Origin of the sequence: Pseudomonas sp. (assembly GCF_049300855.1) — a bacterium.
Classification (GTDB): domain Bacteria; phylum Pseudomonadota; class Gammaproteobacteria; order Pseudomonadales; family Pseudomonadaceae; genus Aquipseudomonas.
Genome location: NZ_JBAQKH010000059.1, coordinates 1 through 14,553, shown reverse-complemented (window position 1 = coordinate 14,553; position 14,553 = coordinate 1). Strand labels below are relative to the sequence as shown.

At 60.4% G+C, this 14,553-nt stretch carries 10 protein-coding genes and 1 riboswitch; of the genes, 6 read left to right on the top strand and 4 right to left on the bottom strand.

Annotated features, from left to right (window positions below; all coding sequences use genetic code 11):
• Positions 1-6: 6 nt before the first annotated feature.
• Positions 7-131: riboswitch (yybP-ykoY riboswitch) on the bottom strand.
• Between the two features lie 39 nt (positions 132-170).
• The gene (locus WA225_RS27825; RefSeq protein WP_422610428.1) at positions 171-1,169 is read right to left on the bottom strand and encodes a methyltransferase; all 999 of its coding nucleotides are present in this window, start codon (positions 1,167-1,169) and stop codon (positions 171-173) included.
• Positions 1,170-1,201: 32 nt separating this feature from the next.
• A complete protein-coding gene (locus tag WA225_RS27820) occupies positions 1,202-2,167 on the bottom strand; it encodes a 2-hydroxyacid dehydrogenase (RefSeq protein WP_422610427.1) in 966 nt (321 codons plus the stop codon).
• 91 nt (positions 2,168-2,258) lie between these two features.
• Here WA225_RS27820 and WA225_RS27815 point away from each other — a divergent pair, with 91 nt between their 5' ends.
• Positions 2,259-2,888 carry a LysE family translocator gene (locus tag WA225_RS27815; protein WP_027612203.1) on the top strand — a complete coding sequence of 210 codons (630 nt, stop codon included), beginning with the start codon at positions 2,259-2,261 and terminating at the stop codon, positions 2,886-2,888.
• 125 nt (positions 2,889-3,013) lie between these two features.
• Here the strand turns inward: WA225_RS27815 and WA225_RS27810 are convergent, their stop codons facing one another.
• Positions 3,014-3,778 (bottom strand): AraC family transcriptional regulator, encoded by a 765-nt coding sequence (locus tag WA225_RS27810; protein WP_422610426.1) that lies wholly within the window; start codon positions 3,776-3,778, stop codon positions 3,014-3,016.
• A gap of 85 nt (positions 3,779-3,863) precedes the next feature.
• On the opposite strand from WA225_RS27810, the gene WA225_RS27805 reads away from it, so the two are divergent.
• The 5 genes from WA225_RS27805 (at position 3,864) to WA225_RS27785 (ending at position 13,402) form a co-directional block, all read left to right on the top strand.
• A complete protein-coding gene (locus WA225_RS27805; protein WP_422610425.1) occupies positions 3,864-5,048 on the top strand; it encodes an MFS transporter in 1,185 nt (394 codons plus the stop codon).
• A 146-nt stretch (positions 5,049-5,194) separates the two neighbouring features.
• On the top strand, positions 5,195-6,877 hold the full coding sequence (locus WA225_RS27800; RefSeq protein WP_422610424.1) for a fatty acid--CoA ligase: 1,683 nt from the start codon (positions 5,195-5,197) through the stop codon (positions 6,875-6,877).
• A 336-nt stretch (positions 6,878-7,213) separates the two neighbouring features.
• Positions 7,214-9,103 carry a DUF1302 domain-containing protein gene (locus tag WA225_RS27795; protein ID WP_422610423.1) on the top strand — a complete coding sequence of 630 codons (1,890 nt, stop codon included), beginning with the start codon at positions 7,214-7,216 and terminating at the stop codon, positions 9,101-9,103.
• A gap of 26 nt (positions 9,104-9,129) precedes the next feature.
• Positions 9,130-10,494, top strand: a complete 1,365-nt coding sequence (locus WA225_RS27790; protein WP_064120479.1) for a DUF1329 domain-containing protein — start codon at positions 9,130-9,132, stop codon at positions 10,492-10,494.
• 175 nt (positions 10,495-10,669) lie between these two features.
• On the top strand, positions 10,670-13,402 hold the full coding sequence (locus tag WA225_RS27785) for a LuxR C-terminal-related transcriptional regulator (RefSeq protein ID WP_422610422.1): 2,733 nt from the start codon (positions 10,670-10,672) through the stop codon (positions 13,400-13,402).
• Positions 13,403-13,502: 100 nt separating this feature from the next.
• Here WA225_RS27785 and WA225_RS27780 read toward each other — a convergent pair.
• Positions 13,503-14,553, bottom strand: a 1,051-nt coding sequence (locus WA225_RS27780; RefSeq protein WP_422610421.1) for a calcium-binding protein, incomplete at its 5' end; no start/stop codon positions are given.

Here is a 14,553-nt window from a genome sequence, read left to right as displayed (position 1 = left end):
CTTGTCAAACCCTGCGATCCGTCTGCTGCGGACGCTTGGGTCGCATACGCCATGATCTGAGGATCAAGTATGTTGACGTATGCCGGACGAGCATGGCGCTCGTGGGAGACTACTCCCCTAGGACGGAGCGGATTCTGCCTAGGCAAATCCGTTTCGGCAAGAACAAATTTTCAGCCGCGCTTGGCTCGGTAGATGCGGAAACCATTGCCTTCGGCCTTGATTGCGCAGACACCCAGATGCTCTTCGATCAGCGGTTGATACTTGAGGAAACTGTTCGCCACCAAACGCAGTTCGCCGCCGTTTTTCAGATGTTTCGCCGCTTTTCGCAGCAAGTTCTCGGTGGCGAAATAATCGGTATGGACGCCGACATGGAATGGCGGGTTGCTCAAAATCGCGCTCAAACCCATCGGCGCGGCATCGATACCATCCCCGGTCAGCACGTCGGCTTCCAGGCCGTTGGCCGTCAGCGTCAGACGGCTGCTGGCGGCGGCGAATGCATCGACATCAAGCAGCGTGACCTGATTGTGCGGATAGCGACGTTTGACCGCAGCCCCCAACACGCCAGCGCCACAACCGAAGTCGAGCAAGTGGCCACTTGGCAGTTTGTCCAGATGCTCCAGCAGCAGGGCGCTGCCGCGATCGAGGCGACCGTGGCTGAACACGCCCGGCAGGCTGATGACTTTCAGTGGCCCTTCAGCGAGTGGCAATTCATAGGTCTGTGCCAGGCTTTCCAGCGACTTGGCTTCAGGCGCATTGGCCACGGTCACTTGCCAGAGTTGGCAGTGACGCGCGCTGTCGAGCTTGCGTGGTTTGCCGAACGGGTTGAGCTGCTTGGACGCGCCTTCGATGCCACTGCGTTTTTCCCCGACCAAAAACACTTCACGCCCGGCCAGACGCGACGCCACGGCGTTGAGGATGTAATCGGTCAGGTCCTTGGATTTGGGCAAGAACACCACGGCGCTGGCGAACTCGCGCTCCGGGACGTTCACGCCAAAATGGCTACGGCCTTCAAAGCGTGCGACCAGCGCGGCTTGATCGCCGGCATGCCAGCACCAGCCAAACGCGTCAGGCAGACGCCCGAGCAAATCGTCGGCGGGCAAACCGGCCAACAACAACGAACCTTGAAACAACTCGGGCTGACGAAGCAGTACTTCACTGCGCGGATCCATAACTGCTCCTCAAAAAAAAGTGCCGCAGTTTATCAACTGACGACCCGCAGCGCCTTACCGCTGAAGAACGCCTGAGCGTTTTCGCGCAATTGGCCGACGATGCGCTGCCGCGCTTCAACACTGCCCCAGGCGTTATGCGGTGTAACGATCAATCGCGGGATGTCGGCAGCGAGCAATGGATTGCCTTGGCTTGGCGGCTCGACGCTCAGCACATCGGTGGCCGCGCCGCCGAGGTGACCGTTGCGCAAGGCATCGGCCAGTGCCTGTTCATCGATCAGCCCGCCACGCGCGGTGTTGACCACGAAGGCGCCGGGTTTCATCGAAGCCAGTTGACGGGCACCGATGAAGTGGCGGGTGTGTTCATTAAGCGGGCAGTGCAGGGTGAGGGCGTCGATTTGCGGCAGCAGTTGCTCCAGCGGCAAACGATCCGGGCGCGCAGGGCGCCCCGGAATCTGCCCGAGCAACACACGCATGCCGAACGCTTCGGCCAATCGCGCCACCGCGCCGCCGAGTTCACCGTGGCCGAGCAAACCGAGGGTTTTGCCTTCCAGTTCAACGATCGGATAGTCGAGCAGGCAGAACTGTTTGGCTTGCTGCCAGCGCCCTTCGCCCACGGCTTTCTGATAATCGGCCAGACGCGTGGCGAGGTTGAGCAGCAGCATGATCGTGTGTTGCGCCACCGACGGCGTGCCGTAACCCTGGCAATTGCACACGGTGATGCCCTGCGCGCGAGCGGCGGCGAGGTCGACGTTGTTGGTGCCGGTGGCGGTGATCAGGATCAGTTTCAGATCGGGGTTGGCGGCCATGGCGGCGGCGTCGATCAGGATTTTGTTGGTGATCGCCACGGTGGCACCTTGCAGGCGTTCGGCGACTTGCTCGGGCAAGGTCTGGGCGAACAGTTGCAGTTCGCTGAAACACTCGCGCAACGGACTGAGGTCCAGATCGCCGAGGTCCAGCGAAGGGTGATCAAGGAATACCGCGCGGCGCGTGTTCATCATCAACTGTACCTTTTAGGCTTTGAGCGTTAGGCGTAATCTGCCGAGCCTACCAGATGAAACAAATTGATACGCTTGGCCGAAAGGAGCCCCCATGTACTGGACCGAGTTCTTGACCGTTGCACTGATCCATCTGTTGGCCGTGGCCAGCCCCGGCCCGGACTTTGCCGTGGTGGTGCGCGAGAGCGTGACCCACGGGCGTCGCGCCGGCACTTGGACGGCACTCGGTGTCGGTACGGCGATTTTCCTGCACGTCGGTTATTCGCTGCTCGGTATCGGCTTGATCGTGTCGCAGTCGATCGTGCTGTTCAATGCCTTGAAGTGGGCCGCTGCGGCTTATCTGCTGTACATCGGCTTCAAGGCCTTGCGTGCGCAACCGGCAAAAACCGTGACCGATGATCTGCACAAAGAGGCCGGTGTGCGCACCGCTCGCGGCGCGTTCACCTCGGGCTTTGTGACCAACGGTCTGAATCCGAAAGCCACGCTGTTTTTCCTGTCGCTGTTCACCGTGGTGATCAACCCGCACACGCCACTGGCAGTGCAGGCCGGTTATGGGGTTTATCTGGCTGTCGCGACTGCGTTTTGGTTCTGTCTGGTGGCAATGCTGTTCAGCCAGCAACGCGTGCGTGCCGGGTTCGCCCGCATGGGCCACTGGTTCGACCGCACCATGGGGGCGGTGTTGATTGCTCTCGGTGTGAAAATCGCGTTTACCGAGATGCATTGAGAGCTGAAACGCGATCAAGCTGTGGGAGCGAGCTTGCTCGCGAAGGCGTCGGATCAGTCGACATCACAGGTGACTGGAAGATTGCTTTCGCGAGCAAGCTCGCTCCCACAGGGGGTGGGAAATTCCTACACGAGTTCGCTGAGCTTGCTCAGGTTATTCAGATACTCGCGGGGATTCTCCCCGAGCAAACGGCAAAACATCGCGCTGAACGCCCGCGCACTGCCGTAACCCAAATCCCGCGCCACACGCTGCACGCTGTCCCCGGCGAGCAGCCGTGGCAGGGCTTCCATCAGGCGCAGTTGCTGGCGCCAGGCGTTGAAACTCATCTGCAGTTGTTGCTGAAACAGCCGCGCCAACGTCCGTGAGCTGGCGCCGACCTGCTGCGCCCAGTCTTCCAGCGTATTGGCATGATCGGGGGTGTGCAGCAGCGCCAGGCAAATATTCTGCAAGCGCCGGTCAGTCGGCATCGGAATGTGCAACGGCAGGTTTTCCAGGCTGGCGAGTTCTTCGAGCATCAACTGCTGAATCAGCGGATTGTCGGCGTGCGGCGGTCCTTGCACGGCACGCAGGATCAGTTCGCGCAGCAATGGCGTCACCGCCAATACGCAGCACTGTTGCAGGCTGGCCGGTGACCGCTCGGGCGCGATGAACAGCGAGCGCATCTGCACATCGCCGCTCATGAAAATCTCGTGCGCCACCTCGGGCGGAATCCACACCGCGCGGCTCGGCGGAATCACCCATGCACCCGAGTCCGTGACCACGCGCATGATCCCGCTGGCCGCGTACAACAGCTGCGCCTCGCGGTGCAGGTGCAGCGGCTGGTGCGCGCCGTCGAGATAATCCCGGGGGTAAGCACTCACCGGGCCGTGTTCGAAATGGCTGATCAACATGTCTGATTCGCTGACTTGGTTGGCAGGAATGCACTTTCTGGCCAACTTAGCATAGGCGCAACACAACAACGTAAAGCGTGCAGCCATGAATCAATCGAGAAATGTCATCCGCTACATCAACGCCGCCCATGTGATCGATCACATGTTCATGCTGATTTTTCCCGCCGCCGTGCTCGGCATGACCCAGGCCTTTGGTCTCGACTATGCCGCGCTGATCGGCCTGTCACTGGGGGGCTTTATTGCCTTCGGTGCCTGCTCGCTACCCGCCGGTTGGCTCGGCGATCACTGGAGTCGGCGGCAGATGATGCTGGTGTTTTTCTTCGGCATCGGTGCCTCGGCGATTTTTACCGGCCTGAGCAACAGCCCGGCAATGCTGGTGATCGGCCTGACCCTGATCGGCATTTTCGCAGCGATTTATCACCCGGTGGGCACGGCGATGCTGGTGGCTTATGCGCAAAACCGTGGCCGTGAAATTGGCATCAACGGCATGTGGGGCAATCTGGGCGTGGCGTTTTCGGCGCTGATCACAGGCTTGCTGGTGGCGCAGTTCGGCTGGCGCTCGGCGTTTCTGTTACCGGGCGTGGTGGCGATTGTGTTGGGCATCGGTTTCGCCTTGCAGGTGCGAGAAGAACCGATTCCGAAACGCCCGCACACGCCGCTCAAAGGCGCCGCCGGCCAGCGCATTTCGATGGTCATGGTGTTCGGCGTGCTGGCGCTGGCCACCGCCACTGGCGGCGTGGTGTTCAACGCCACCACCATGACTTATCCGAAACTGTTTGAGGAACGTTTGCATGAACTGTTCGCTTCGCCGCAGACCCTCGGAGTGGTGGTCAGTCTGGCTTACGCCTTTGGTGCGGTGGCGCAGCTGAGCATTGGCCGAGTGTTGCACCGCTTCAGTCTGAAGTGGCCGTTCATTGTCCTGACATTGTGCCAGGCACCGCTGCTGTTCGCGCTGGCTTATGCCGACGGCTGGGCGGTCATCGCCCTCGGTGCAGCGTTCATGTTCGTGGTGTTTGGTCAGGTAACAGTGAACGATGCGATGGTTGCCAACTTCGTCGCCCCGCAATGGCAATCGCGCGTCTTCGCCCTGCGTTACTGTTTATCGTTCGGTGCCAGTGCGACGGCGATTCCGCTGATTTCCTATGTCGAACCGCGCCAAGGTTTCGTAGGCCTGTATTTGATTCTCGCGGGCTTCGGCGCGTTGACCTTCCTCGCTGCGGTGGTTTTCCCACGCACTCCTTCTGAAGAGGCCGTAGGACAAACCGCCTGACAGATGATGAAAACCGGCAAATGCTGGCGCAAAGCTAGCATTTGTACGGCTCTGCAAATCATTCCTTTGGCTGATTTGGCTGGCGTATAAGGGTTCTAGAGTACCGATCTCTACGCCAACACCGTGCAGCCAGAAAAGGGATTCATATGTTGCAGACTCGCGTCATTCCCCCGGCCGATGGGGCCTACCAGTATCCATTGCTGATCAAACGGCTGCTGATGTCCGGCGCCCGTTACGAGAAAACCCGCGAGATCATCTACCGAGACCAGTTGCGTTACAGCTACCCGACGCTGATCGAGCGTGTCGCGAGGCTGGCCAACGTGCTGACTGCGGCCGGTGTGAAGGCCGGTGATACCGTGGCGGTGATGGACTGGGACAGCCATCGTTACCTGGAGTGCATGTTTGCCATTCCGATGATTGGCGCGGTGATTCACACTATCAACGTGCGCCTGTCGCCGGAGCAGATCCTTTACACCATGAACCACGCCGAGGACCGCTTTGTGCTGGTCAACAGCGAGTTCGTCGGCCTGTATCAGGCGATCGCGCCGCACCTGAGCACGGTCGAGAAAACTCTGCTGCTGACCGATCTGCCGGAAAAAACCGCCGAGCTGCCGAATCTGGTCGGCGAGTACGAGCAACTGCTCGCCGCCGCGAGCCCGCAGTACGACTTCCAGGACTTCGACGAAAACTCGGTCGCCACCACGTTCTACACCACCGGCACCACCGGCAACCCGAAAGGCGTGTATTTCACCCATCGGCAACTGGTGCTGCACACCATGGGTGTGTCGACGATCATGGGTTCCATCGACAGCGTGCGCCTGCTGGGCACCAACGATGTGTACATGCCGATCACGCCGATGTTCCACGTTCACGCCTGGGGTCTGCCGTACGTGGCGACCATGCTTGGCCTTAAACAGGTTTATCCGGGGCGCTACGATCCCGAGTTTCTCGTCGAGTTGTGGCGCAAGGAAAAGGTCACCTTCTCTCACTGCGTGCCGACCATCCTGCAAATGCTGCTCAACGCCAAAGGCGCGCAGAACACCGATTTCGGCGGCTGGAAAATCGTCATCGGTGGCAGCGCGCTCAACCGCACCCTGTATGAAACCGCCAAGGCGCGCGGCATCCAGCTGACCGCCGCGTACGGCATGTCGGAAACCGGGCCGTTGGTGTCCTGCGCGCACCTCAACGATGAGCTGATGGCCGGCACCGAAGACGAACGCACCACTTACCGGATCAAGGCCGGGGTGCCGGGACCGCTGGTGGAGGCGGCGATCGTCGACGGCGATGGCAACTTCCTGCCGGCCGATGGCGAAACCCAGGGCGAACTGGTGCTGCGTGCGCCGTGGCTCACCGAGGGTTATTTCAACGAGCCGCAGAAAGGCGCCGAGCTCTGGGCCGGCGGCTGGCTGCACACTGGCGACGTCGCCACGCTCGACAGCATGGGCGTGATCGATATCCGCGACCGCATCAAGGACGTGATCAAGACCGGCGGCGAATGGATCTCCTCGCTGGACCTCGAAGACTTGATCAGCCGTCACGTCGCGGTACGCGAAGTAGCAGTGGTGGGCATCGCCGATCCGCAGTGGGGCGAGCGTCCGTTTGCGCTGCTGGTGATCCGCGAAGGGCACGTGATCGGGGCACGCGAGCTCAAGGAACACCTCAAGCCGTTCGTGGAATTGGGCCACCTGAGCAAGTGGGCGATTCCAAGTCAGATCGCCCTTGTTACCGAAATTCCCAAGACCAGTGTCGGCAAGCTCGACAAGAAGCGCATCCGCCTCGACATCACCGAATGGCAGGCCAACAACAGCACCTTCCTCTCGACACTTTGAGTGTCTGCTGGCGCGCCGAAAACGGCGCGCCAGACCCACCAAGCAAGCGCTTGGCTTGTGAAATCGAAAAATTAGGCCATCCTTGCCGTGCCGACATCTGTCGGACTGGCGAAAGGACTGTTCCAGAGTGGCCGGCAGCTGCAAATCACACTTTAGAGGGATCAAGCAGTACCACCTGCTGGCTATAGTCCGCTCAAGGATTTTTAAGAACGGGGCACACGCACAAAACGGGGCGATGCATCTTTGGAGTGACGTCGGGCTGTCTCTGGCACCCGGTCCTTCAGCGTTTTTAAAAGTACTCACTGCCATAACAATAATGCACATGGAGTAGCGTCGATGACCTCAGTAAACCAGTTCTGGCGCCGGGCGAAACTGCCTCTGGCGGTCAGTCTTGCCTCTTCGCTCGCCGGGCCCGCATTCGGCGTCAGTTTCAACGTCGGTGAAATCGAGGGCCAGTTCGACTCATCCCTGTCGATCGGTGCCAGTTGGTCTACTCAGCAACCGAACAAGAACCTCATCGGCGTCAACAACGGCGGCCATGGCCTGTCGCAGACTTCTGACGATGGTCACGCCAACTTCAAGAGCGGTGAAACCTTTTCGAAGATCTTCAAGGGTATCCACGACCTTGAATTGAAATACGGCGACACCGGCGTATTTGTCCGTGGCAAATACTGGTATGACTTCGAACTCAAGGACGAAAGCCGCGAGTTCAAGGACATCAGCGATTCGGGCCGCAAAGAGGGCGCCAAGTCTTCCGGCGGGCAGATCCTCGACGCCTTCGTTTACCACAACTACTCGATCGCCGATCAGCCAGGCTCCGTGCGTCTGGGCAAGCAGGTGGTGAGCTGGGGTGAAAGTACCTTCATCGGCGGCGGCATCAACTCGATCAACCCGATCGACGTGTCGGCGTTCCGTCGTCCGGGCGCCGAGATCAAGGAAGGCCTGATCCCGGTCAACATGTTCTACGTGTCCCAGAGCCTGACCGAAAACCTCTCGGCCGAAGCGTTCTATCAACTGGAGTGGGACCAGACCGTCGTCGACAACTGCGGCACGTTCTTCTCGCAGCCGGACATCGTTGCCGACGGTTGCAACGACAACCTGCGCGTGCTGAACAAGCGTTCGCAAATCCCGGCCGTCGCCCTGGGGCCATTGGCCGCCAACGGTGTCAACGTCAACGAAGAAGGCGTACTGGTGCGTCGTGGTCCCGACCGCGATGCCCGCGACAGCGGTCAGTGGGGCGCCTCCTTCAAGTACATGTACGAACCGCTCGACACCGAGTTCGGCGCCTACTTCATGAACTACCACAGCCGTGCGCCGATCTTCAGCGCCACCGGTGCGCCGCAATCGGTCTACAACACGGCGCGCGCGTTGCCGGGGCCTTTTGCGGCACTCGCACCGCTGCTGGTCGCGGGTAACTCAAACTACTTCATTGAATACCCTGAAGACATTCGCCTCTACGGTCTGAGCTTCTCCACCACCCTGCCTACCGGTACGGCGTGGAGCGGTGAGATCAGCTACCGTCCGAACGCACCGGTGCAACTGAACTCCACCGATATCCTGTTCGCCGGCGTACGTCCGATCGGCGGCGCACTGACCAACGCTTCGATTCTCAATGGCGTACCGGGTCAGGATCTGCATGGCTATGAGCGCAAGGAAATCACCCAGATCCAGACGACATTCACGCACTTCTTCGATCAGGTCATGGGCGCCAGTCGTCTGACCCTCGTCGGTGAAGTTGGCGCGACCTACGTTGGCGGGCTGGAAAGCCGCTCCGACATGCGTTATGGCCGCGATCCGGTGTTCGGTCCGGGCGAATTGCCGGCCACTGGCGGCGCCAATACCTGCGCCAACATTCTCAACGCCAGCACCATCAATGGTGCAGGGCCGGGCTCGCCGCAGAACAACCGCAGCCGCAATTGCGACAACGACGGCTTCACCACATCGATGTCGTGGGGCTACCGCGGTCGTGCCATCTGGGAATACAACGACGTGTTCGCCGGTGTGAACCTCAAGCCGAACGTGGCCTGGTCGCATGACGTCAGTGGTTACTCGCCAGGCCCTGGCGGCAACTTCGAAGAAGGTCGCAAGGCCGTCAGCCTGGGTGTCGATGCCGAGTACCAGAACACCTACACCGCAAGCCTGGCGTACACCAACTTCTTCGACGGCAAGTACTCCACTGTGGATGACCGCGACTTCGTTGCGCTCAGCTTCGGCGTGAACTTCTAAGCACTGCATTCAGGACGAACGAATTTATGAAAATAACAAAGAGTCTGTTCCACGCCGGTGTTCTGGGTCTGTCGCTGCTGGCGACCGGCGTCATGGCCGCGGTGCCTGCTGCCGAAGCCGACAAGCTGGGCAAGAGCCTGACCCCGATGGGTGCCGAAATGGCCGGTAACGCCGACGGCTCGATCCCGGCCTGGAAGCCGCTGCCGAAGAACGCCGGCTCGGTCGACAGCAAGGGTTTCCTGTCCAATCCATACGCCAGTGAGCAACCGCTGTTCACCATCACTGCGAAAGACGTCGACAAGTACAAGGACAAGCTTGCGCCAGGTCAGTACGCGATGTTCAAGCGTTACCCGGACACCTTCAAGATGCCGGTATACCCGTCCCATCGCGGTGCGACCGTGCCGGATGACGTGTTTGCCGCGATCAAGAAAAACGCCACCACCACCAACCTGGTGTCCGGCGGCAACGGTCTGGAGAACTTCGAAACGGCCGTGCCGTTCCCGATTCCGAAGAGCGGTGTGGAAGTCATCTGGAACCACATCACTCGCTATCGCGGCGGCAGCGTGACACGTCTGGTCACCCAGGCCACGCCACAGCCGAACGGCTCGTTCAGCCTGGTGTACTTCCAGGACCAGTTCGTGTTCCGCGACAAGATGAAGGACTACGACCCGAAAAACCCGGGCAACATCCTGTTCTACTTCAAGCAGAAAGTGACCGCGCCGGCACGTCTGGCCGGTGGTGTGCTGCTGGTGCACGAGACCCTCGATCAGGTCAAGGAGCCACGTTCGGCGTGGGTGTATAACGCGGGTCAGCGTCGTGTGCGCCGTGCGCCACAAGTGTCCTATGACGGCCCGGGTACTGCGGCCGACGGTCTGCGTACCTCCGACAACCTCGACATGTTCAACGGTGCGCCGGATCGCTACGACTGGAAGCTCGAAGGCAAGAAAGAAATGTACATCGCCTCCGACAGCTACAAGCTCGACGATCCGAAACTGAAGTACGCCGACATCATCAAGGCCGGTCACATCAACCAGGATCTGGCGCGTTACGAGCTGCGCCGCGTCTGGCACGTGGTTGCCACCCTGAAGGAAGGTCAGCGTCACATCTACGCCAAGCGTGACTTCTACATCGACGAAGATACCTGGCAGGCCGCAGTTATCGACCATTACGACGGTCGTGGCCAACTGTGGCGTGTGGCCGAAGCGCATGCCGAGAACTACTACGACAAACAAGTGCCGTGGTATGCCCTGGAAACCCTCTACGACCTGCAGTCCGGCCGCTACCTGGCGCTGGGCATGAAGAACGAAGAGAAGCAGGCGTATGACTTCGGCTTCACCGCCACCACCAGCGATTTCACCCCGGCCGCTCTGCGTCAGGACGGTGTTCGCTAACTTGCTGTAACCCGAGGCCGCATCCTCGTGAAAACGCCCCGACCGGTTCGGGGCGTTTTTTTGCCTGTAGCCTTTTTGTAGCCATTTGTAGCAGCAACCTTCATAACCGGTTCGTTTAAGGCTAGTCTGCGGACATCTGCAATGCCGCCAATAGCCATTCAAACAAGAGCCGGCCATGACTGATCTGTCCCCGCTTCCGGGTCCCACAAGTGTTGCCGTCACGGCATTGGACGGGCGTTTCTTTCGCCCGCCGTTACCGGACGGCTACGTGTTGCGCCCACGCCTTTGCGAGCGCCTGCAAGCCGGGCTCGGTGGACGGCTGTTGCTGGTCAGTGCCCCGGCGGGGTTCGGCAAGAGTTCGCTGGCGGTGGAGTTCTGTCAGAGCCTGCCGGTGCACTGGCAAAGTCTGTGGCTGGGGTTGAGCCCGCGTGACAGTGATCCCGGACGTTTTCTGGAGCGCCTGCTCGAAGGCTTGCAGGACTACTTTCCGCAACTGGGCAGTCGCGCACTCGGCCTGCTGAAAATGCGCCAACGCCATCAGCCATTCGCTTTTGAAGAGTGGCTCGACGGCCTGCTCGATGAGCTGACGCTGCACCTCGATCCGACAGCGCCCTTGCTGTTGGTACTCGACGATTATCATCTTGCCCAAGGCCCGGTGCTCGACCGTTGCCTGCAGTTTTTCCTCAATCACTTGCCTGACGGCTTGCTGGTAATGGTCACCAGTCGCCAGCGCCCGGACTGGCATCTGGCGCGCTTGCGGCTGTCGCGACAGTTGCTCGAATTGCATGAGCAGGACCTGCGCCTGACCCATGACGAAGCCTTGACCTTGCTTGATCGCCACAGCACCTCACTGCGTGGCGAAGCGCTGGAAAACCTGATCCAGCGCAGCGAAGGCTGGGTCGCCGGGTTGCGCTTCTGGTTGTTGGCGGTGGCCGAAGCCGGCAGCGAGGCCGCTTTGCCACAAGCGCTGAATGGTGGGGAAGGGCTGATTCGCGATTACCTGCTCGAAGAAGTCATCGATTGCCTGCCGCCGGAAGTGCAGGCGTTTCTCTACGACACCGCACCGCAGGAACGCTTTTGCAGTGAACTGTGCGACGCCGTGCGCGAAGCCCACGACAGCGCCGAGATTCTGCGTTTCCTGCTGGCGCATCAGGTCTTTCTGGTGCCGCTGGACGAGCACGGGCACTGGTATCGCTATCACCATCTGTTCTCGGATTTATTGCGCAGCCGGCCCTTTGCTCAGGCGCTGGTGCCGACGGCCACGCTGCACTTGCGAGCCTGTCGCTGGTTCAATGCCCAAGGGTTGCTGGATGAGGCTGTGGAGCAGGCATTACGCGCCGGTCACCTCGATGTGGCGGCCAATCTGGTACAGAACCTGTCCGAGGAGCAACTGCTCGCCGAGCAGAATGTCGGCATGTTGCTGCGCTGGAAAATGGACTTGCCCGACAGCCTGCTGATCAGCACGCCTCGTCTTATCGTTCTCTACAGTTGGGCACTGGGGCTGGCCTGTCAGCTCGATGCCGCCGAAGAACTGTCCAGCCATTTGAGCCGCTTCCTGCCCGCACCCTCGGCAACGGCGCAAAAATCGATGCTGGCGCAATGGCTGGCGCTGAGCGGGATTATCGCTCGCGGGCGTGGGCATCGGGAATTGACGATCAAATATTGCACCGAGGCCCTGGAAAGCCTGCCGGCCAAGCGTTACGGTCAGCGGCTGATGTGTTTATCGACCTTGTCCAATCTGGCCATTGCCGATGGCGATCTGTGGCGCGCACGAGGACTTAACCGCGAATCCCTGGAGCTCGCGCAGCGCGTCGGCAATCCATTGTTCGAAGCACTGGCACACTACGATCGCGCGCGGGTGTTGCAGGCTCGCGGCGAAATTCTGCGCGCACTCGATGAAGTCCATCAGGGCCTGGAGCGCTTGCGCGGCTTGTCGCCACAACGTCTGTACGCGGTGCGCGCGCGGCTGACGCTGTACGAGGGCTTCCTGTTGGCCATGCGCTTGCAGCCTCAGGCCGCGCGCGCGCGTTTGATGGCCGGGATCGGCGAGGCGCGGGCCTGTCGCGATATCAGCGTGTTGATCGGTCACTGTGTGATTGCGCGTCTAGACGGCAGCAGTGGCGATTTCGCCAAGGCCTTTGCCGAACTCGCCGAAGCCGAACGCCTGATGCATATCTGGGACGTGCCGCCGATCTACTATCTGGCGATGATCACGCTGGTCAAATGTGAACTGTGGCTGGCGCAGGGGCGCACCGATCTGGCCGAGGCCTGGCTGGCGCGATTGGGGCAGACCTACACTGGCGAGCGCGCTGCCGCGCCGCCGGAGTTTCATCCACAGCTGCCTTTGCATGTTGAACTGCAACAGGCGTTGCTGGACCTGATTCAAGGGCAACCCATGCTCGCCGAGGGGCGGTTGAACGTGTTGCATGAAAACGGCCAGCAAACCGGCCGGCAGTTGCTCAGCGTGATGGCGTTGACCCAGAAGGTGGCGTTGCTGTTGCTGGGGGGGCGTGAGCCCGAAGCGCGCAAAGCGTTGCACCAGGCGCTGGAGGCGGCGGCCGGTGGCGTGTTGCAGCCGTTCGACGGCTTGGTGAAGGGGCATACGGACTGGTTGCGCGGGCAACTGCAGACTTCACCGACATTGTCAGGGCAACAATTGCTGGAATATTTTCCGCCTGCCGCAACGCGTCCAGTCGTCGAGTCTGGCGCCGCTGAACAGCTCAGCAGTCGAGAGCTGGCGGTATTGCGTCTGATCGCGCTGGGATGCTCGAATCAGGAAATCAGCGAACGGCTGTTCATTTCATTGCACACCGTGAAAACCCATGCCAGTCACATCAACAGCAAGCTGGGAGTGGAGCGACGCACGCAGGCAGTGGCGCGAGCCAAGGAACTGGGTGTCTTGAGCTAGCGAGCCGTGTAGAGCGCAAGCCAATAAAAAAGCCCCGAACAGTCGGGGCTTTTTGTACTCCGGCCAGTTTCCCGGCCGGATTATTCCTGCTCAACCAGCCTCAGGCCACCAGATCGTTGGCCCCGAAGCTGTTCACACCAACCAGTTGGATCTCGAAGTCCGCTCCGACATTGCCACTGACATTCCCCGACAAAATGTGATCGACGAAGCGCAGTTGACCTGCGCCGGTGAAGTCGCCTGCACCGATGAAAGTGAAACCATTGACTCCCGCACTCATCAGGTTGGCGTCGAATGACCTGAAGTCGATTTTGTCCCCTTCCAGGCTATTGAAGTCGTTAATGACATCACGATTGGTGCCAAGACCCATATCGCTCACGGCACTGAACCTGAATGTATCCGCACCCGCTCCGCCGATCAGGGTATCGGCGCCCGCATAGCCGTCGAGGATGTTGTTGCCGGCGTTACCGGTCAGTACGTTGTCGAGGGCGTTGCCGGCAAAGTTGAGGTTACTGCTGCCTAGCAGTACACCGTCTTCGACATTGGCCGAGAGGGTGAAACTGACAGAGGTGCGAATCAGGTCGTGGCCCTCTGCGGCCAACTCGGTAACCGTGTCGCGCTGGTTGTCAACGTAGTAGATGTCGTCACCCGTCCCACCCATCATGGTGTCGGTACCGGCACCGCCGTCGATAATGTCGTTGCCGGCGTAACCCGCGAGGATGTTGTTGCCAGCGTTGCCAGTCAGGACGTTATCGCTGGCGTTGCCAGCGAAGTTGAGGTTGTTGCTGCCCAGCAGCACGCCGTCCTCGACGTTGGCCGAGAGGGTGTAGCTGACGGAGGAACGCACCACGTCGTGACCTTCGCCGGCCAGTTCGGTGACGACGTCACTCTGGCTGTCAACGTAGTAGATGTCGTCACCCGTCCCACCCATCATGGTGTCGATACCGGCACCGCCGTCGATAATGTCGTTGCCGGCGTAACCCGCAAGGATGTTGTTGCCGGCGTTACCGGTCAGGACGTTATCGCTGGCGTTACCGGCGAAGTTGAGGTTGTTGCTGCCCAGCAGCACGCCGTCCTCGACGTTGGCCGAGAGGGTGTAGCTGACGGAGGAACGCACTACGTCGTGACCTTCGCCGACAGCTTCGATGATTTTG